At 65.0% G+C, this 18,799-nt stretch carries 16 protein-coding genes; 11 read left to right on the top strand and 5 right to left on the bottom strand.

Annotated elements, in window-relative coordinates; genetic code table 11:
• The first annotated feature begins 30 nt into the window (after nt 1-30).
• The 7 genes from ybaK to ACM42_RS04685 all read left to right on the top strand — a co-directional run bounded on the left by ybaK (nt 31) and on the right by ACM42_RS04685 (nt 5,988).
• On the top strand, nt 31-504 hold the full coding sequence (gene ybaK / locus ACM42_RS04715; protein WP_271526823.1) for a Cys-tRNA(Pro) deacylase: 474 nt from the start codon (nt 31-33) through the stop codon (nt 502-504).
• 18 nt (nt 505-522) lie between these two features.
• A complete protein-coding gene (locus ACM42_RS04710) occupies nt 523-1,608 on the top strand; it encodes a HupE/UreJ family protein (RefSeq protein WP_271526822.1) in 1,086 nt (361 codons plus the stop codon).
• 200 nt (nt 1,609-1,808) lie between these two features.
• On the top strand, nt 1,809-2,213 hold the full coding sequence (locus tag ACM42_RS04705) for a hypothetical protein (RefSeq protein WP_271526821.1): 405 nt from the start codon (nt 1,809-1,811) through the stop codon (nt 2,211-2,213).
• Nucleotides 2,210-3,067 (top strand): alpha/beta fold hydrolase, encoded by an 858-nt coding sequence (locus ACM42_RS04700; RefSeq protein WP_271526820.1) that lies wholly within the window; start codon nt 2,210-2,212, stop codon nt 3,065-3,067. The genes ACM42_RS04705 and ACM42_RS04700 overlap by 4 nt, the downstream gene beginning before the upstream one ends.
• A 16-nt stretch (nt 3,068-3,083) precedes the next feature.
• Nucleotides 3,084-4,280, top strand: a complete 1,197-nt coding sequence (locus ACM42_RS04695) for an ABC transporter substrate-binding protein (protein WP_271526819.1) — start codon at nt 3,084-3,086, stop codon at nt 4,278-4,280.
• Nucleotides 4,281-4,342: 62 nt separating this feature from the next.
• The gene (locus ACM42_RS04690) at nt 4,343-5,224 is read left to right on the top strand and encodes an NAD(P)-dependent oxidoreductase (protein ID WP_271526818.1); all 882 of its coding nucleotides are present in this window, start codon (nt 4,343-4,345) and stop codon (nt 5,222-5,224) included.
• 8 nt (nt 5,225-5,232) lie between these two features.
• Nucleotides 5,233-5,988, top strand: a complete 756-nt coding sequence (locus ACM42_RS04685; protein WP_271526817.1) for an IclR family transcriptional regulator — start codon at nt 5,233-5,235, stop codon at nt 5,986-5,988.
• A gap of 5 nt (nt 5,989-5,993) precedes the next feature.
• On the opposite strand, the gene ACM42_RS04680 is transcribed toward ACM42_RS04685, so the two are convergent.
• On the bottom strand, nt 5,994-6,677 hold the full coding sequence (locus ACM42_RS04680; protein WP_271526816.1) for a GntR family transcriptional regulator: 684 nt from the start codon (nt 6,675-6,677) through the stop codon (nt 5,994-5,996).
• A gap of 152 nt (nt 6,678-6,829) precedes the next feature.
• Here ACM42_RS04680 and tcuA point away from each other — a divergent pair, with 152 nt between their 5' ends.
• Nucleotides 6,830-8,221, top strand: coding sequence for an FAD-dependent tricarballylate dehydrogenase TcuA (gene tcuA, locus ACM42_RS04675; RefSeq protein WP_271526815.1), 1,392 nt, complete (start codon nt 6,830-6,832; stop codon nt 8,219-8,221).
• Entirely contained in the window at nt 8,208-9,308 is a 1,101-nt protein-coding gene (tcuB, locus tag ACM42_RS04670) for a tricarballylate utilization 4Fe-4S protein TcuB (protein ID WP_271526814.1), read from the top strand. Before tcuA ends, tcuB begins: the two co-directional genes overlap by 14 nt.
• A 27-nt stretch (nt 9,309-9,335) precedes the next feature.
• On the opposite strand, the gene ACM42_RS04665 is transcribed toward tcuB, so the two are convergent.
• Complete coding sequence (locus tag ACM42_RS04665; RefSeq protein ID WP_271526813.1) at nt 9,336-12,740, bottom strand: acyl-[ACP]--phospholipid O-acyltransferase; 3,405 nt, start codon at nt 12,738-12,740, stop codon at nt 9,336-9,338.
• Between the two features lie 682 nt (nt 12,741-13,422).
• On the opposite strand from ACM42_RS04665, the gene ACM42_RS04660 reads away from it, so the two are divergent.
• Nucleotides 13,423-14,043, top strand: a complete 621-nt coding sequence (locus ACM42_RS04660) for a TetR/AcrR family transcriptional regulator (RefSeq protein WP_271526967.1) — start codon at nt 13,423-13,425, stop codon at nt 14,041-14,043.
• A 15-nt stretch (nt 14,044-14,058) separates the two neighbouring features.
• On the opposite strand, the gene ACM42_RS04655 is transcribed toward ACM42_RS04660, so the two are convergent.
• The 3 genes from ACM42_RS04655 to ACM42_RS04645 form a co-directional block, all read right to left on the bottom strand.
• Entirely contained in the window at nt 14,059-15,363 is a 1,305-nt protein-coding gene (locus ACM42_RS04655; RefSeq protein ID WP_271526812.1) for a sensor domain-containing diguanylate cyclase, read from the bottom strand.
• A gap of 240 nt (nt 15,364-15,603) precedes the next feature.
• Nucleotides 15,604-16,908, bottom strand: a complete 1,305-nt coding sequence (pncB, locus tag ACM42_RS04650) for a nicotinate phosphoribosyltransferase (RefSeq protein ID WP_028178239.1) — start codon at nt 16,906-16,908, stop codon at nt 15,604-15,606.
• A 79-nt stretch (nt 16,909-16,987) separates the two neighbouring features.
• Complete coding sequence (locus ACM42_RS04645; protein ID WP_271526811.1) at nt 16,988-17,914, bottom strand: LysR family transcriptional regulator; 927 nt, start codon at nt 17,912-17,914, stop codon at nt 16,988-16,990.
• Nucleotides 17,915-18,009: 95 nt separating this feature from the next.
• Here ACM42_RS04645 and pcaH point away from each other — a divergent pair, with 95 nt between their 5' ends.
• Complete coding sequence (pcaH, locus tag ACM42_RS04640) at nt 18,010-18,798, top strand: protocatechuate 3,4-dioxygenase subunit beta (RefSeq protein WP_028178237.1); 789 nt, start codon at nt 18,010-18,012, stop codon at nt 18,796-18,798.
• Nucleotide 18,799 lies beyond the last annotated feature (1 nt).

Raw genomic sequence — 18,799 nt, 5'->3', positions numbered from 1 at the left:
TCATCGCAATGACGGTGGTAAACGTGGCCCATGTCCAAAGTCACGCCCGCTACACGCACGCTCACGGCCGCCGGTGTTGCCTTCACCGTCCATGCTTACGACTACGATCCCGACGCCGAGAGCATCGGCCTTCAGGCGGCTGCCGCGCTTGGCGAGGATCCGGCACGCGTGTTGAAGACGCTGATGGCGCTGGTGGATGGCAAGCCGGTCTGCGTGATCGTGCCGTCCGACCAGGAGGTCTCGATGAAGAAGCTTGCCGCTGCGACAAGCGGCAAGTCGGCGCAGATGATGAAGCCGCCCGAGGCGGAGCGTGTCACCGGCTACAAGGTCGGCGGCATCAGCCCGTTCGGGCAGCGCAAGCCGGTACGTACCGTGATCGAGCAGAGCGCGCTCGCGCACGAACTGGTCTATCTCAATGGTGGCCAGCGCGGCTTGCAGGTGCGGCTGAAGCCCGGCGACGTCAGGGATGTGCTGAAGGCGGTCGTGGCGGATGTGCTGGCTTGACGGCAGCGGAGCGGGATCGTGAGGTGGCCGCGGCTGCTGTGGCTCGCGGCGCTGCTCGGCATCGCTCTCCCGGCCGAGGCGCATCAGGTCAACCTCGTCACGGCGCGCGTGGCGCTGAGCGCCGATCGCACGGTGAGCGTCGAGATCGGATTGAAGGGCAGCGATGTCGATCGCCTGATCGGCACGAGGACCTACGACGCGAGACAGGACGCGGTCGATCCTGTGGCGGTGGAGGCTGCCAGATCCGCCATCCTCGTCTATATGAGCACGCACCTGGCCGTAACTGGCGGCGGCAGGGCCTGTTCGGCCGGAGATGCAGCGATCCTGGCGGACGGCGACGGCATCATCTGTCGCAACAGCTTTGCCTGCGCCGACGCCCCCGGCGACCTCATCTATCGCTCGACCGTGCTGACCGAGAAAGACCCGGCCGCGCGACAGGTCGTGCTGATCGCGCAGGGCAGATCGGAGGTGCAGGCCTTGCTCGACGCCGGCAACACGACGGTCATGCTCTCGACCGCGCCGCCGCCGCTGGGGTCGACGATGCAGCGCTATCTCCTCACCGGCATCGAGCACATCTTCCTCGGCTACGACCACGTCGCATTCCTGATTGCCGTGGTGCTGTGGGCGAGACGGCTCATTCCGGTCGTCAAGATCGTGACGGCCTTCACCATCGCCCATTCGATCACCTTGTCGCTGGCCGCGCTTGATGTCCTCGTCATCCCGAGCAGCCTTGTGGAGCCCGCGATCGCGGCCTCGATCGTCTTCGTGGCCGTGGAGAACTTCTTCTCGCGCGATGTCGACAAGCGCTGGCGCATGGCCTTTCTGTTCGGACTGATCCACGGTTTCGGTTTCGCCGGTGCGCTTCGCGAGATCGGGCTGCCACCCAACGCAGCGGTGCCGGCGCTGGCCGCCTTCAACATCGGCGTTGAGATCGGACAGGTCGCGATTGTCGCAGTCGCGCTGCCGATCCTCCGCCTGGCCGATCGACTGAGTGTTGAGGATCGGTCCGAGCCGGTGAGGGCGGCGGGGCTGGTCTATGCAGTGTCCGCAGTGATCGGCCTGCTCGGCGGCTATTGGCTGCTCGCGCGCGTCCTCGAAGCCTGATTTCGGGCCGCGCCGGCGGCGAGACAGAACTTCACCCCTGAACGGGCGGCCTCCCCGCGGCACCGCATGCGGCCCCATGCACTTGAGTTCGCTCACAAGCCCTGTATAGAAGTGGAGATGAAATAGAATAACGTTCTGTCTAGCAGAACGATGGGAACGGACCGATGGAATCCGAACGCGTCCATCAAGGCGGCCCGCCGGTGTCGTTCACGCCCGGCGCCGTCATCACGGCCTTCGAGGCAATCCCCGACTTGCTGGCACGGGATGCCACTCTGACCGCCCGCGGACGTTGGCTCGACGTCGACTGCCTGCTTGGGCCGAGCACGCAGCCATTTCACGTTGCCATCCGCGCCGGGCAGATCGTGGATATGACGCCGGCTCCAGTGCTGATGCGTTCCTGGCGTTTTTCCTATCGCGCAACACCTGCCGCGTTCGCCGCTTACTGGCAGCGGATGCCGCCGGCAGGCTGGCACGATCTGCTGGCGATCAATAAGCGCGGCCATGCGACGCTTGAAGGCGATCTGCATCCCTTCATGACGCATCTTCAGTACTTCAAGGATCTCTTGGCGCTGCCGCGACAGAACGGTTTTGGAGGTGCGTCATGAACGGATTCATCGAGCCGATCGTCGGGCGTTACATCCACGTCGAAGTCAATGGAGAGATCAACCGCATCTACTTCGAGGAAAACGGCAGCGGCATTCCACTGGTCTGCCTCCACACCGCCGGCTCCGATGCGCGGCAATGGCGACATCTGCTCGTGGATGACGAGTTCACCAGGCATCTCCGCGTCATCGCCTTCGACATGCCCTGGCACGGCAAGTCCAATCCGCCGGACAGCCAATACGGCACCGAATATCGGCTGACCACCGCAAGCTACACCGCGACCATCCGCGCGTTCTGCAACGCGCTGAAGCTGGAGCGCCCGGTGGTGATGGGCTGCTCGATCGGCGGCCGTATCGTGCTCAATCTCGCCATCGAGCATGCGCGCGAATTCCGCGCCTTGATCGGCCTCGAGGCTGCGGACTTCCAGCAGCCCTGGTACGACACGGCCTGGCTGAACCGGCCCGACGTTCATGGCGGTGAGGTCTGCGCCGCCCTGGTGTCCGGGCTGATCGCGCCGAACGGCCCGGAAGCTTCGCGCAACGAGACGCTGTGGGGCTACAAGCAGGGCGGCCCCGGCATCTTCAAGGGCGATCTCTATTTCTATCGCGTCGATGGCGATCTGCGCGGGCGCACCTGTAACATCGACGTCAACCAGTGTCCGCTCTATCTCCTCACCGGCGAGTACGATTTCTCCTGCATGCCGGAGGACACGCTGCGGACAGCGGCCGGCATTTCCGGCGCCAAGGCCACGGTCATGGAGCGGCTCGGTCATTTTCCAATGAGTGAGAACCCGGAACAGTTCCGGCGCTACATCGCGCCGGTGCTGCAAGACATCCTCAACAAGCAAAATTCGTAAACGGGAGGCGTATCTTATGAAGTTGCGTTGGATCATGGCGGCAATTCTGGCCGCACAGGCGAGTACCGCGCTTGCAGCCGACAATGTGATCAGGATCGGCGTGCTCAACGACCAGTCCGGCGTGTTCGCCGACAATGGCGGGCGAGGCTCGGTTGCGGCCGCTAAGCTCGCCGCGGAAGACTTCGGCAACGAATTGCTCGGCAAGAAGATCGAGATCATTTCGGCCGACCACCAGAACAAGCCGGATATTGCATCGGCCACCGCGCGCAAATGGTTCGACAACGAGGGCGTCGACATGATTGCGGACGGTGCGGCCTCTTCGGCCGGCTTTGCCATCCTCGAAGTCGCCAAGCAGAAGAACAAGATCTTCGTCATCTCGGGCCCCGGCTCATCCGACTTCACCGGGAAGTCGTGCTCGCCGGTCAGCTTCCACTTCAACTACGACACCTACGCGCTGTCGAAGCTCACCAGCGACGCGATCACGCGGGCCGGTGGCAAGACCTGGTACTTCGTGACGGCCGACTATGCCTTCGGCCACGCACTTCAGCGCGACGCGACCAAATTCATCGAGGCCGCCGGCGGCAAGGTGATCGGCTCGGCCGCCCATCCGCTCGGCACCGCCGATTTCGCGTCGTTCCTGTTGCAGGCGCAGGGCTCCAAGGCCGACGTCGTCGGGCTGGCGACGTCGGGCGCGGACGTGCAGACCGCGATCAAGCAGGCGGGCGAGTTCGGCATCGTCGAAGGCGGTCAGAAGCTCGCCGGTCTTCTCGTCTTCATCACGGACGTGAATTCCCTCGGCCTGAAGGTCACCCAGGGCCTGCAGGTGACGACTTCGTTTTACTGGGACCTCAATGAGGGAACCCGGGCCTGGTCGAAGCGCTACGCCGCTCTGATGGACGGCAAGGTCGCGAGCATGGTGCAGGCCGGGGTCTATAGCGGCGTCCACCACTACCTTGCCGCGGTGAAGGCGGCGGGCACGACGGATGCGACGGCCGTTGCCGCCAAGATGCACGAGATGAAAGTCAACGATATGTACAACAAGGACGTCACGATCCGTCCCGACGGGCGCGTGCTGCACACGATGTATCTGGTTCAGGTGAAGAAGCCGGAGGAGTCCAGGTACAAGTTCGACTATTATCGGATCGTCAGCTCCAAGCCGGGCGAAGAGGTGTTCCGGCCGATGAGCGAAGGTGGCTGTCCGCTGGTGAAATAAATGCGTCGACCGGGCGGGCCTGCACCCGCCCGGTCATGGGATTTTCGAGGGAGAGTAACGGAATGTCTGGTTCGATTGGGTTCATCGGTCTCGGTGTCATGGGCGAGCCGATCTGCCGCAACCTCTTGCGCAAGAGCGGACGGCCGGTGCTGGCGTTCGACCTCGCTGCCGAGCCGCTGGCGCGGATCGTTGCGGATGGAGGGACCGCGGCGAGATCGGTCAAGGATGTCGTCGGCGGCACCGAGACGATCTTCCTGTGCCTGCCCAGTGCCAAGCATGTGATGTCGGTCTTCGAAGGCATCCTGCCGGCCATCGGAAGCGGCCAGACCGTGGTCGATCTCGGCACCTCCGATGTCGGCCTGACGCGGTCGTTCGCTAAGCAACTCGCTGACAAGGGCGCGCTCTGGATCGACGCGCCGATCGCGCGCACGCGTCAGGCTGCGCAAGACGGCACGCTCAGCGTCATGGTCGGCGCGACAGTCGAGCAGTTCGCGAAGGTCGAGCCACTGATCCGGCATTTCGCCACGGATGTCACCCTCTGTGGCGACACCGGGGCCGGGCAGGTCACGAAAATCCTCAACAACATGGTGCTGTTCGAGACCGTCAATGCGCTGGCGGAGGCGGTCGCGATCGCTAAGCACAGCGGCGTCGAGCCGAAGCTGCTGCTGGAGACCCTGTCCAAGGGGTCGGCGGATAGCTTCGCGCTGCGTAACCATGGCATGAAGGCGATCGTCGCCAGGGAGTTTCCGCTGCGCGCGTTCTCGACCGAGTATGCAATGAAGGATCTCTCTTACGCGCTGGAGTTGGGTGCCCAGGCCGGGCTAAATCTGCGCGGCGCAGCGCTGATGCGCACGATCTTCCAGGAGACGATCGACAAGGGCATGGGCGATGCGTATTTTCCCGTCATCGCAAAGCTGATCGATCCCTCCGGATTCCCTGACTAGGAGACCGCATGCCTTCGTCCGGTGTCGCCGCCGTCGACCGCGCCCTGAGCATCCTTGCGGCCTTCGAGGATGCGCCGGAGCCGATGACTCTGGCCGAGCTCGCCCGACGCACCAAAATGTACAAGAGCACGCTGTTGCGGCTGATGACGTCGCTTCAGGAATTCGGCTATCTCGTGCAGTTCGCCGACGGTCGCTATCATCTCGGCCCGACGCCGTTCCGGCTCGGTGCGGTCTACCAGCGCAGCAACAATCTGCATGATCGGGTGGTGCCGCTGTTGCGGCAGCTCGTGGCCGATGGCACGGAAAGTCCGTCGTATCACGTGCGGCATGATGCCAAGCGCAGGCTCTGCGTCTTCCGCGTCGATTCCCAGCATTCGACGCTCGACCGCGTCGAGGCCGGCATGCTGCTCCCGCTCGATCGCGGCGCGGCGGGCCGGGTTATCCTTGCCTTCGACGGTGAGAAGGGGGAGGGCTATGATGAGATTCGCGAGGGCTGCATCGCAGTGTCCTTTGGCGAGCGTGATCCGGATTGCGCCGGACTTGCCTGCCCGGTGTTCGGCCCCGCTGGAAAATGCGTTGGCGCCTTGTCGCTCTCGGGGCCGAAGCTGCGCTTCACGCGGGACAATATCAAGGCGATGACGTCTCTGTTGCTGAAGGCTGCCATCCGCCTGACGCGCACGCTGGGCGGCCCGACCGAACTGCTTGACAATGCCTTGCCGGCCTCGGCTGAAGACGCGCGTCCCGCGCGCAAGGTGAGGCGGTAGGCGGCTTATTGCTTCTGCAACAATTTCAGCCGGCAGCGCAGCGCTTCCCGGATATGCGCGCGCGCCAGCTTTTCCGCCTTGTCGCCATCGCGCGCGGCAATGGCCTCGATAATGGCCTGATGCTCGCTATGACTGGTCGAGGGGCGCCCCGATACGGTGAAGGTGGTCGGGCCGAGCAGGGCGATCCAGTCCTGCAATTCCCGCGAAGCGTTGTCGAGATAGCGGTTGCGCGCGGCGCGGCAGATCGCCTCGTGGAAGGCGCGGTTGAGCCGCGCCATCTCGGCGGCGTCGGTCTGCGGCGCCTCGACAAAAGCCTGCTCGATGTCTCGGAGCGCGTCGATTTCCGTCGTTGAGGCGTGCTCGGCGGCGAGGCGCGCGGCGGCGCCTTCCATGATCTCGCGCATGGCGTAGAGCTCGAGCACCTCGGAAATGTCGAGGTTGCGGACGATCAGCCCGCGGCCGCCGGCGGGCTCGACGAAGCCGCGCGCGGCGAGCCGGCCCAGCGCTTCCCGCACCGGCGTGCGGCTGACCTTCAGCCGCTGGGCGACTTCCTCCTCGCGCAGGCGGTCGCCGGCGCGGTAGCTGCCGGCCTGGAGCGCCTCGCACAGCGAGCGGAACACGGCTTCTCCCAGCGCCACGCCGGCGCCGCGCGACACCGATCCGCCTGTCCTTGCCGGGCGTCTGGCCATGATCCCTCGATGCGCATCCTGCCCATGCAGAGATGCCGCTTGCGTGGCTTCTGTATATCTTTGTATACAAAGGTGTGCAATGGTCGGATCGGCTCCATCGAGACCGCCCGCTGGCAGAATGTCTCCAACCTTTGTCGCATCAGGCAGACGGCATGAGCAGCAAATACGACGTGCTGGTGATCGGCGGCGGCAATGCGGCGCTGTGCGCGGCGATCAGCGCCAGGCGCGGCGGCGCCTCGGTGCTGGTGCTCGAGGGGGCGCCAAAATTCTATCGCGGCGGCAACACCCGCCACACCCGTAACATGCGTTGCGCCCATGACGCGGCGACCGAAATCCTGACCGGTCCCTACACGGAAGAAGAGTTCTGGGAGGATCTGCTGCGCGTCACCGGCGGACAGACCGACGAGATGCTGGCGCGCCACATGATCCGCGAATCCAAGGACATCCTGAACTGGATCGTGGAGCAGGGTGTGCGCTGGCAGCCTTCGCTCGGCGGCACGCTGAGCCTCGGCCGCACCAACTCCTTCTTCCTCGGCGGCGGCCGCGCGATGCTCAACGCGCTCTATCTCACCGCCGAACGGCTCGGTGTGGAGGTCGAATACGATGCCGAGGTCACCGACCTCGTGATCGAGGACGGCATGTTCCTCGCTGCCCGCCTCAAGCGGCCGATCAAGGGCGAGACCGAGATCCGCGCGACCTCGCTGGTCGCCGCCGCCGGCGGCTTCGAGGCCAACATCGAATGGCTCAAGCAATATTGGGGCGAGGCCGCCGACAACTTCCTGATCCGCGGCACGCCCTATAATCGCGGCTCGATCCTGAAGATGCTGCTCGACAAGGGCGTGCAGGAGGTCGGCGATCCCACCCAGTGCCATGCGGTCGCGATCGACGCCCGCGCGCCGAAATTCGACGGCGGCATCATCACGCGGCACGACTCGGTCGTGTTCGGTATCGTCGTCAACAAGCACGCGCAGCGCTTCTACGACGAGGGCGAAGACATCTGGCCGAAGCGCTATGCGATCTGGGGCCGGCTGGTTGCCGCGCAGCCCGACCAGATCGCCTACATCATCTTCGATTCGACGGTGGTCACGAGCTTCATGCCGACGCTATTCCCGCCGATCGCCGGGCAGACGGTGGTGGAGCTCGCCGGCAAGCTGGAGCTCGATCCGGCCGCGCTGGAGAAGACCATCACCGAGTTCAACGCCGCGGTGCGGCCCGGCACCTTCGACCATACCATCCTGGACGACTGCCGCACCGAAGGCATCACGCCGCCGAAGACGCACTGGGCGCGCCGGATCGAGACGCCACCTTATCTCGCCTATCCGGTGCGGCCCGGCATCACCTTCACCTATCTCGGCACGCGCGTGAACAAGGAGGCGCGGATGCTGATGAAGGGCGGCAAGCCGTCGGCCAACATGTTCGCGGCCGGCGAGATCATGGCCGGCAACGTGCTCGGCAAGGGCTATGCCGCGGGCATGGGCATGACCATCGGCAGCGTGTTCGGGCGGATTGCGGGACAGGAAGCGGCGAAACATGCACGGAACTAGGATTCTCGACGAAGCCGACCGTCTGATGACGGTCTGCAATTCCTGCCGTTACTGCGAAGGCCTGTGCGCGGTGTTTCCGGCCATGGAAATGCGCCGCGCCTTCTCGGACGGCGATCTCAACTATCTCGCCAATCTCTGCCATTCCTGCGGCGCCTGCTACGTCGACTGCCAGTTCTCGCCGCCGCACGAGTTCAATGTCAACGTCCCCAAGACGCTGGCGGTCGCGCGCGCGGAATCCTATGCGGCCTATGCCTGGCCGCAGGCCCTGTCCGGTGCGTTCGCGCGCAATGGCCTCGTCATCAGCATGATCGCCGCGCTCAGCATGGCCGCCTTCATCCTCGGCTTCGCCGCGCTGAACGACCGCAACGTGCTGTTCGGCGTGCACACCGGGCCAGGCGCCTTCTACAAGCTGATGCCACACAACACCATGGCCGCGTTGTTCGGCGCCGCCTTCCTCTATGCGATCCTGGCCCTTGTCATGAGCGTGCGCGCCTTCTGGCGCGACATCGGCGCACCCATTGGTGGCCGTGCCGACGGAGGCTCGATCCTTCAGGCGATCCGCGACGCCGGCGAGCTGCGCTATCTCCATGGCGGCGGCGTCGGCTGCTACAACGAGGACGACAAGCCCACCGACCGGCGCAAGTTCTATCACCACCTGACCTTCTACGGCTTCCTGCTCTGCTTTGCCGCGACATCGGTGGCAACGCTCTATCACTATCTGCTCGGGCGCGAGGCGCCATATCCGTGGTGGGACCTGCCCGTGGTGCTGGGCTCGCTCGGCGGCATCGGCCTGATTGTCGGGCCGGTCGGCCTGTTCATGGCCAAGATGCGACGCGATCCGGCAATGCTCGACGAGGACAGCTACGGCATGGATGTCGGCTTCATCGCCATGCTGTTCCTGACCGGCCTCACCGGAATGCTGCTGCTGGTCCTGCGCGAGACTGCCGCGATGGGACCGCTGCTCGCGCTGCATCTCGGCGCGGTGTTTGCGCTGTTCATCACCATGCCCTACGGAAAGTTCGTGCACGGCATTTATCGCTTTGCCGCGCTGGTACGCTACGCGCAGGAGCGGCGGACGGCGGCGTGACCCGCGCACCGTCCGTCCCGGAATCTCTTACGCCACCTCACGCTCCGGCGCCGACGCCTGCTCGCGCGCCATCGCCGTTGCCGTGACATAGTCGGTCTTGCCGGTGCCGAGCAGCGGCACCTTGTCGACCACCATGATCGCAGCGGGCACGGTCAGCTCGGAGGCGCCGATCGCCTTGGCCTGAGCCTGCATCGCGCTGCGCTCGGCGTTCTTCTCCGTCGTCAGCAAGACGATGCGTTCGCCCTTGCGCTGGTCCGGGATCGACACTGCGACAGAGGCCGCCCGCGGCCACAGCGCGGTCGCGATGGCTTCGACCGCCGACAGTGAGACCATTTCGCCCGCGATCTTGGCAAAGCGCTTGGCACGGCCCTTGATGGTGATGAAGCCGGCGGCGTCGATCGCCACGATGTCGCCGGTGTCGTGCCAACCCTCGGCCAGCACTTCGAGCACGCCGGGATTCTCCGCCCGCAAGTAGCCGAGCATCACGTTCGGCCCGCGCACCGAGAGGCGTCCACCTTCCTCGATGCCGGGGACCGGATCGAGGCGGCTTTCCATCAGTGGCGACAGGCGGCCGACGGTGCCGGGACGGTTGGCCATCGGCGTGTTCATCGCCAGCACCGGCGCCGTCTCGGTGACGCCGTAGCCTTCGAGAATGCGGATGCCGTAGCGCTCCATGAACACCTGCCGCGTGCGTTCCTTGACCGCCTCGGCGCCGGCGATCACGAGGCGCAGGGTCCGGAAATCGTAAGGGTGCGCCGAGCGGGCATAGCCGGTGAGGAACGTGTCGGTGCCGAACAGGATCGTCGCGCCGGTCTGGTAGATCAGCTCGGGCACGATCCGGTAGTGCAGCGGCGAAGGGTACATGTAGATCGGGATGCCCGCCAGCATCGGCATCATCATTCCGCCGGTCAACCCGAAGGAGTGGAACACAGGCAGCACGTTGAACACCTTGTCATTGGCATTGGCGTCAACCCGCGCCAGCGCCTGCGCCGCGTTGGCGAGGATGTTGCGGTGGGACAGCACGACTCCCTTGGGCGTGCCTTCCGAACCCGAGGTGAACAGCACGACGGCCGGATCGCTGGCCTGGCGGGACACGCGTGGCGCGGTGCCGACGAGCAGGCCCTTGATCTTGTCGACGGCCCCGATCGAGGCGCGGACGTCTTCGAGATAGACGACTCGCGCCTCGGCGGAGATCGCAGTCATCAGCTTGTCGAGCTTGCCCTTCTCGATGAAGGCCTTCGACGTCAGCACGGTGTTGACCTGCGCGGCCTTCATGGCGGCGAGGACGTTGACCGGGCCGGCCGAGAAGTTGAGCATCGCCGGCACCCGGCCGATGTTCTGTAACGCCATGAAGACGGCGGCAACGCCCGCCGAGTTCGGCAACAGCACGCCGACATTCTCGCCGACGGCGGTGCCGCTCTCCAGCTTGCGGCTCAGGACCTGCGCACCGAGGATCAGTTTGCGATAGGTCAGCCTGGTGCCGAGCGCGTCCTCGATGATGACCTTGCCGGTGTCGCGGTCGCGATAGGCGTGTCCGAGTGCTTCGAACAGCGTGTGATCGAGCATGGCGTTCTTCACGAGCGCGTCGATCATGACGTCCTGCAGTGCGGCGCCGGCGGCATTGCGGCGCGCCTTGCCCTTGAGCGTTTCGTCGACCGGGAGCTTGACTGGTGGAAGGATGGTGACCGTCACGCGCGGAAACCACGACCGCTTGATCTGGCTGCTGTTGAGATAGCTGAGATATGAACGCTGCGCGCCTTCGATGCGAACCGGCACGACCACGGCGTCGGCCTTGTCCGCGATCATCGCGGTGCCGTCATAGACCTTCATCAGCGAGCCGGAGACGGTGATGCGTCCTTCCGGGAAGATCACCACCGGCTCGCCGGCGGCGACGAGCTTGATCAGGTCGCGTGCGGCCAGCGGCTTGGTCGGATCCATGGTGTAGTGCTTGACGACGCGCAGGAACGGCTTGGCCCACCAGGCGTTGGCGATGCCGGTATCTACCGCGAAGCTCGCGTCGATCGGCAGCACGGCGTGCAGCAGCGGGCCGTCGATCAGGCTGACATGGTTCGGCGCGATCAGCATGCGCGTGCCTGATGGCGGCAGGTTTTCGAGACCGCGGACCTCGGTGCGGAACAGCGCACGGAAAAGCAGCCCACCGAAGTCGCGCACGCCCTCCTTGCCCCACTTCGCGAGCACGAACCAAACCGCGCCGAAGCTGGCGACGCCGAGGCCGAAGAAGATCCAGCCGATATGGAGGCCGGCCGCCTGCAGCAGTGCGACGAACAGCGAGCCGACCACCATGAAGGCGGCCTGCAGCACGTTGCCGGCGGCGATGATGCGGGCGCGCTCGGACGGCGCCGACCAGGCCTGGACGGCGGCGAAGGACGGCACGACGAACAGGCCGCCGCCGAAGGCGAAGGCGGCGAAGTCGACCAGCATGCGCAGGCCCGCGAACGAGGTCGCGAAACCGGCCGCGGTGAGGTCCTGAGCCTTGGCGGTGACGCCGATGGCCCAGGCGAGATCGAGGCCGGCACATCCCATGATGATGGCGCCGATCGGCACCAGCGCGAGATTGGGACGAACATGGCTGAGGCTTGCGGCGAACAGCGAGCCGATGGCGATGCCGATCGCGAAGATCGCAAGGCACAGCGTCACCACGCCCTCGGTGCCGCCGACCACCTCCTTGATCAGTGCCGGCAGCAGCGACAGCACGATGGCGCCGACCAGCCAGAACCAGGAGACGATCACGGTGCCGTCCCACAGCCGGTGATCGGCGTGCAACGTCCTGAGCAGGCTCAGCGTCGAGGTCCAGGGATTGGCATCGACGGGCAGATCGGGCGCGGAGGGCGTCGTCTGCGGAATGCGGGACGCGAACACCCAGGACAACACAGCCAGCACGACCACGGCCGAGGCGACCCAGCCCATATGCGCGGAGCCGGCCACGAACTGGCCGCCGGCGACTGTGCCGAGCAGGATGGCCATGAATGTTGCGCCTTCGACCAGCGCGTTGCCGGTCGCGAGCTCGCCGAGCTCGAGCTGGTCCGGCAGCATGGCGTACTTCACCGGGCCGAACAGGGCGGCGATGACGCCGAACAGCGCCAGCGCTGCGAACAGCAGCGGCACCGAATGCAGGAAGAAGCCGGCGGCGGCAAAGCCGGCGGCGAAGATCTCGGCGAATTTGAGCCGCCTTGCGACGACGGATTTGACGTACTTGTCGGCGAGCTGGCCGCCGAGGCCTGACAGGATGAAGTAGGGGAAGATGAAGACGGCGCCCGCGACCGTCACCAGGGCATCGCCGTGGCCGGTCGCTGCGCTGTAAAGCAGAATGATGACGAGTGCATTCTTGAGCACGTTGTCATTGAGCGCCGAGAAGAATTGCGCCCAGAACAGCGGCGCGAAGCGGCGTGACGACATCAAATCCCTGATCATGACCAGTCCTGTTTTGGAAACGCATCTTGGGGTTGTTACGCTGTCGGTGGGGCGTCGGGACCAGAGATATGCGATGGGCAAATTGCGAGGTGAGGACGATCGTCCCGGCTCGCTTTGCGCCGTCGCTCCTTCCGATCCTGTTGGTCTCCGATTGGCGTCGTTAGGTTCGCAAATGACTTTGGAGGCGGCGTATCAGGCTCCGGCAGGAGGGCCGCAGCTCCACGGATATTGCGCCGGGCGATGAGGAAAACCTGAACCGCATCGCCGAGGGCCGCGCCATCCGGCGCGAATATCGGGGCATGGTGAGTCCGACATTGTAACCGGCTCTTCATTCGAACCGATCGGAAGGTGCCGGCTGCGCGTCTCAGGTGAGATGGGCGAGGTGCCGAAACGGCGACAAGCGGCCGAGCAGGCTGAACCGGCGTCGCTCGCGGCGGGCTCGCACGCGGTTCGCCCGCCACATCCGGAAGGTCGCGCGGCGCTCGGCAAGCACGCCGGCAATGTCGCAGGCATTGGCGATGCGATCGATCGGCGACATCACGACCTTGAGGGCGGCTCGGCCGAGGCCGGTCACGAGAGCCGTGGCGTCATCGAGGAAGGTGGCGGCGATATCAACAGCGAGAGTTTGCATTTCGCAGGTCTCCGAGTTAAATTGAACAATGTTCATATGAGTAGCTTGAAAATGAACAATGTTCAAGATGAATCGCTGCGCGACCAGAAAAAAAGCCGGCGGCGGCGCCAGATCCTGGAGATCGCCCGCGGCATTATCGCAGCTAAAGGGCTGAGATCATTGAAGGTTCGGGACGTTGCCGAGGCTGTCGGCTGTTCGGTTGGCAGCGTCTATAACGAGTTCGGCGACTTCGACGGGGTCATCCTGACCGTCAATCGGGAGACGGTTCAGGCGCTCACGGCGCGGCTGCGGGGTGTTCCCGCCGAGGATCCGGTTCGCCAGCTCTATGGGCTTGCCGAGACCTATCTCGATTTCTTTGCGGGACACGCCAATCTGCTGCGTTCCTTGTTCGAGCATCGGATGGAGGACGATCGACCTTATCCGGACGACATCCTTCAGATGGTGATGGATGCCTTTGCGCTGATGCATCCACCCCTGGTGCGGCTATTGCCGGATGCGGATGACGTGAAGATCGCGCTGCTGTCTCGCACGCTGTTTTCCGCCGTGCATGGCATCATCTCGCTCGGCCTCGAGGAGCGCATGGTGGCCGTGCCGCCGCAGATGCTGCGCCAGCAGATCGAACAATTCCTCGACGTGCATCTCAGAGGGCTCGGGATTCTGCCCCAGCGCTGACAGCGGCGAGCCGCGTCAGGCGCGCGCAGCTTCGCGCGGGCGGGTTGCGACGGCGACGGCGCCCGGACTTCCGCTCTCGACCTGAACGCGGTTGCGTCCCTTTTCCTTGGCGCGATAGCAGGCAGCATCCGCGCGCCGCATCGCATCCTCGAGCGTGATGTTGCGGTCGGCAATGCAGGTCACTCCGATGCTGGCGGTCACCGCAAAGCAACGATCGTCCCAGGCGAAACTGAGCAGTTCGAGCGACCTGCGCAGACGCTCGGCGATGTCGACGGCATCGAAGGGCGAGCATTGCGGCAGGATCAGCCCGAATTCGTCACCGCCGAGCCGGGCCACCAGATCACGCGCGTGCCGGCCCTGTTGCAGGAGGCGCGAGACCTCGCGGAGCAGCCGGTCGCCGGCAAGGTGGCCACAGCTATCGTTGACGCTCTTGAACTGATCGAGGTCGAGCAGGATCAGGCCGAGCGCACCCGCCGCGGCATTGTCCAGCTCGCTTTGCAGGCGCGCCTCGAAGGCGCGACGGTTCGACAGGCCGGTCAGCCAGTCGTGCGAGGCCTGCCAGGCCAGGCGCTGTGTCTCGGCATGCAGGGCGTTTTCGAACGCCTGTCGTTGCAGCACCAGCCGCCGCGTATGCCAGATCAGAAGCAGGATCAGCGCCGCGGCGGTGGCGATGTTGATGCAAGTCAGCGTCACCTTGATGGCGCGGGAGCCTTCGCCGAGGACGGTGGAGAACCGCTTGGCATGCACCGTGAACTGGGTATTGAGCTCCGAGAGCCGCGACGACAGGAATTGCAGGCGGCCGTCTTGAATGGGACCGTTCTCCAGCTCGGAGCGGATCAACTCGCCGAACACGCTCAGCTCCAGCAGCATGGGATCTGTGGCCTCCCATTCCCGGATCGCGTCCTGGAGGAAGCTGACGCGGTTGAAGTAGCGAAACAGCCAGATCAGTCCCGCCACGTCATCGGGATGGTTGCCGCCCTGCAGGAAGCCGATACGGGCGGCCTCGACGTCGACCGGATCGCGTTCGAGCGCCCAGCGCGCAAACTCGTCCCCGATGGGAACGGCGAGCGCGGCCTGGTACTGCGCGAACTGGCTGGCGTCGCCCGAATGCAGGTAGCGATTGAGGAAGTAGACGGCATTCTTCTGCGAGCGCGACCATAGCGCTTCGCCCGCGACATAGGCGCGGACCGACGACATCACCTCGAGGCTGAATCCCGCGATCGCCGCCTGGAGCACGACGACCATCACGAAAGGCGAAACGAGCTTGATGACGTGAAGGAAGCAGTGTCCCTCCGCCGACGTCGCTGTTCTGCGAAACACCTTATTCCCCAAGTCGATCAACGATCCCAACGGAGCGTTGCGCCTGCAACGCCAAGTAGACGGGATGGTTGCTTAACTCGACCTGAATGGTGCGGAGGACTCCGTCGCAGGGTGAAGCCGTCGTGAAGCAGTTGCCCGCAAATCGCTTCAAATGCTGGCGAACCGGGACCGGCGCGGCATCGGCGAGCCAATGCAGTGCATTCGTCGTGCGCGGTTCACCTGATCGAGGGGGCGGTTCGGCTAGACCAGCACCGGCTTGCGCACGCGGCCCGCGTCGCCGAACACGCGCAGGTAACGCTCGATCTCCGAGGGAAGGCCGGTCGCCTTCTCCGGATTGTCGGAGAGCTTGACGGCCGGATGACCGTCGACCGACGAGACCTTGCAGACCAGCGAGATCGGATCGAGGTTGAACGAGCCGTCCGGCGTGCAGCCGACGAAGTCGTTGGTGAGGTTGGTGCCCCAGCCGAAGGAGAGTCGCACGCGCCCGGTGAAGTGGTGATAGGTCTCCTCGATCGAGCCGACGTCCATCGCGTCGGAAAAGACGAGCAGCTTGTCCCTGGGGTTGCGGCCCTTCTTGTCCCACCAGGCGATGATCTCCTCGCCGGCCTGGATCGGCGGCGCGCTGTCGGGGCGGAAGCCGGTCCAGTCGGCGACCCATTCCGGCGCATCGCGCAGGAAGGCCTTGGTGCCGAAGGCGTCGGGCAGTGCGATCAGGAGATTGCCGCCATAGGTCTGGCGCCACTGGTCGAGAATGCGGTAGGGCGCCCAGCGCAATTCCTCGTCGTCCCTGGCGAGCGCGGCCGCGACCATCGGCAGCTCATGCGCGTTGGTGCCGATCGCTTCGAGATCGTTGTCCATCGCGAGCAGCACGTTGGACGTGCCGATGAAGGAGGAGCCCAGGCCTTCCTTCACCGCCTCCACGCACCAGCGCTGCCAGAGGAAGCCGTGACGGCGGCGGGTGCCGAAGTCGGAGAGCCGCAGGTTCTCGAGCTTGCGCAGCCGTTCCACCTTGGTCCACAGCTTGGCCTTGGCGCGGGCGTAGAGCACGTCGAGCTCGAAACGGCCGCGGCCTTTCATCGCCGCGCGCGAGCGCAGCTCGTTGAGGATGGCCAGCGCCGGAATTTCCCACATCGTGGTGTGGGTCCAGGGGCCGTGGAAATGCAGCTCGTACTGGCCGTCGACCTTCCGCAGCTCGTATTCGGGCAGGCGGAATTCCGCCAGCCAGCGGATGAAGTCGGCCGAGAACATGTGGGTCTTGCCGTAGAAGGTATTACCGGCAAGCCAGATCAGCTCTTTCTTGCTGAAGCGGATGGTGCGGGCGTGATCGAGCTGGGCGCGCAGCTCGCCCTCGTCGATGATCTCGGCGAGCCGCACATGGCGCGAGCGGTTGATGACCGAGAAGGTCACCTGCTGATCCGGGTAATCTTCCCGAATCATTTGCAACATCAATAGCTTGTAGAAGTCGGTATCCAGCAGGCTGCGGATGATGGGATCCAGCCGCCAGCTGTGATTGTAGGTCCGGCTCGCAATGTCGGTCACTGTCATGGGGGGATTTTAGCGTGGCTGCCCTTGCGCAACCAGTGGGTTTGGCGGGAATCAGGTTTTGCGGCGGAGGGCCGGTCGTTCAGGCGGCGGCCGTCGCCGCGACAGTCTCGAGCTGGCTCCTGATCCAACGATGGGCCGGGTCTTTCTGATAGCGCTGGTGCCAGACCATGAACATCGGCAGCTCGGCCAGCGTTCGCGTGCGGGAGGCCAATGGTATTCGCGTTTGCGCGAAATCGCGCATCACGCCGGGCGCGAGCAGGCTCGGCATGCTCGCAAGCATCTGCGAGCCGCGCAGGAAGGACGGCACGCCGGAGAAGCTCGGCACGGAGATCGCGATGTCGCGGTGAAGCCCGTTCGCAGCGAGCCTGCGGTCGAAGTCCAGCCGCTCGTTGTCGGTGTAGACCACGGTGATGTGACGTGCCGCGAGATAGGCGTTGCGGCTGGCAGGCGCAGCACGCGCCTTTGCATCGTAATAGCAGACGTAGTGATCCCTCAGCAGCCGCTTCTGCACGATGTCGACGCCCGACGGAGGCAGCGGCGTGATCAGGAGATCGCAGCGATTTTCGCGCAGCATCGCAGGCGAAGGCGATTGCGAGGGGATCACGCGCAGGTTCAGGCTCTTCACCCGCTCGGCGACATGGCTGAAGAAGCGGGGCAGCAGAAGGTCGCGCTGGAAGTCGTTGGCGGCGATCGTCAGCGACAGCTGGGCCTGCGCCGGCGCGAAGCTGACGCCGCCGGCAAAGCTGCGCATCTCGTCGATCAACGCGCGCGCCTTCGCGGCGAGGGCCTGGGCGTGCGCCGTGGCGACGATGCCGCGGCCAGATTTGGCGAACAGCGGATCGCCGGCAATCCGCCGCAGCTTGTTCAGCCCGTGGCTGACCGCCGACTGCGTCAGGCCGAGCCGTGTTGCCGCCGCCGTCACCGAACCTTCCTCCAGCACGGCGAGGAACAGCTCAAGAGAGTGGCCGTCGAGGGCCAAATGATCGATTTCCTTCATGGAATTCATTATGATTGATCTATTTATCTTAAGAATAGACCGTTCCATGATCTCCCGACAAGCCGCGCGCCCGGACCGGGGCGCCACAGGGAGAGACAACGCCGATGAATGCCCAGGCGCCAGCCTTGCGGGATCCCCGCCTCAATCGTCCCGAGCCCTTTACGCCGCCGCTCGGCGACGGCGGCTTCTTCCAGCGTGACCGTTCCATCCATCCACCGGCGCATGCGCCGGGGTACAAATCCTCGGTGCTGCGCTCGCCGCGCCAGGCGCTGTTGTCGCTCGAGAACTCGGTCTCGGAGATCACGGGGCCGGTGTTCGGGCACAATGATCTCGGCCCGCTCGACAACGATCTGATCCGCAACTACGCCAAGGACGGCGATCCGATCGGCGAACGCATCATCGTCCACGGTCGCGTGCTGGACGAGACCGGCCGCGGCGTTGCGAACACGCTGGTCGAGTTCTGGCAGGCCAATGCCGGCGGCCGCTACCGGCACAAGAAGGACACGTATCTGGCGCCGATCGACCCGAACTTCGGTGGCTGCGGCCGCGCGCTGACCGACGAGACCGGTTACTACTATTTCCGCACCGTGAAGCCGGGTCCTTATCCCTGGCGCAACTACGTCAACAGCTGGCGCCCGGCCCACATCCACTTCTCGGTGTTCGGCTCGGGCTTCGCGCAGCGGCTGATCACGCAGATGTATTTCGAGGGCGATCCCCTGATCCCGGTCTGCCCGATCCTGACGACGATCCCGGACAAGGATGCGCTCGACCGCCTCGTCGCGCCGCTCGACCTCAACGCCTCGTCGCCCTTCGACTCGCTCGCCTACCGCTTCGACATCGTCCTGCGCGGCCAGCGCTCCACCTATTTCGAAAATCGTACCGAGGGGAACTGAG

This window comes from Bradyrhizobium sp. CCBAU 25338, from assembly GCF_028128965.1.
Taxonomy (GTDB): domain Bacteria; phylum Pseudomonadota; class Alphaproteobacteria; order Rhizobiales; family Xanthobacteraceae; genus Bradyrhizobium; species Bradyrhizobium liaoningense.
This window is presented reverse-complemented; position numbering and strand designations above follow the sequence as displayed.

What these genes read in the sequence shown, in the direction of transcription:
- ybaK (WP_271526823.1), top strand. Translation starts at nt 31, where the DNA reads ATGTCCAAAGTCACGCCCGCTACACGCACGCTCACGGCCGCCGGTGTT.
- ACM42_RS04700 (WP_271526820.1), top strand. Translation starts at nt 2,210, where the DNA reads ATGAACGGATTCATCGAGCCGATCGTCGGGCGTTACATCCACGTCGAA.
- ACM42_RS04695 (WP_271526819.1), top strand. Translation starts at nt 3,084, where the DNA reads ATGAAGTTGCGTTGGATCATGGCGGCAATTCTGGCCGCACAGGCGAGT.
- ACM42_RS04690 (WP_271526818.1), top strand. Translation starts at nt 4,343, where the DNA reads ATGTCTGGTTCGATTGGGTTCATCGGTCTCGGTGTCATGGGCGAGCCG.
- ACM42_RS04685 (WP_271526817.1), top strand. Translation starts at nt 5,233, where the DNA reads ATGCCTTCGTCCGGTGTCGCCGCCGTCGACCGCGCCCTGAGCATCCTT.
- ACM42_RS04680 (WP_271526816.1), bottom strand. Translation starts at nt 6,677, where the DNA reads ATGGCCAGACGCCCGGCAAGGACAGGCGGATCGGTGTCGCGCGGCGCC.
- tcuA (WP_271526815.1), top strand. Translation starts at nt 6,830, where the DNA reads ATGAGCAGCAAATACGACGTGCTGGTGATCGGCGGCGGCAATGCGGCG.
- tcuB (WP_271526814.1), top strand. Translation starts at nt 8,208, where the DNA reads ATGCACGGAACTAGGATTCTCGACGAAGCCGACCGTCTGATGACGGTC.
- ACM42_RS04665 (WP_271526813.1), bottom strand. Translation starts at nt 12,740, where the DNA reads ATGATCAGGGATTTGATGTCGTCACGCCGCTTCGCGCCGCTGTTCTGG.
- ACM42_RS04660 (WP_271526967.1), top strand. Translation starts at nt 13,423, where the DNA reads ATGAACAATGTTCAAGATGAATCGCTGCGCGACCAGAAAAAAAGCCGG.
- pncB (WP_028178239.1), bottom strand. Translation starts at nt 16,908, where the DNA reads ATGACAGTGACCGACATTGCGAGCCGGACCTACAATCACAGCTGGCGG.
- ACM42_RS04645 (WP_271526811.1), bottom strand. Translation starts at nt 17,914, where the DNA reads ATGAATTCCATGAAGGAAATCGATCATTTGGCCCTCGACGGCCACTCT.
- pcaH (WP_028178237.1), top strand. Translation starts at nt 18,010, where the DNA reads ATGAATGCCCAGGCGCCAGCCTTGCGGGATCCCCGCCTCAATCGTCCC.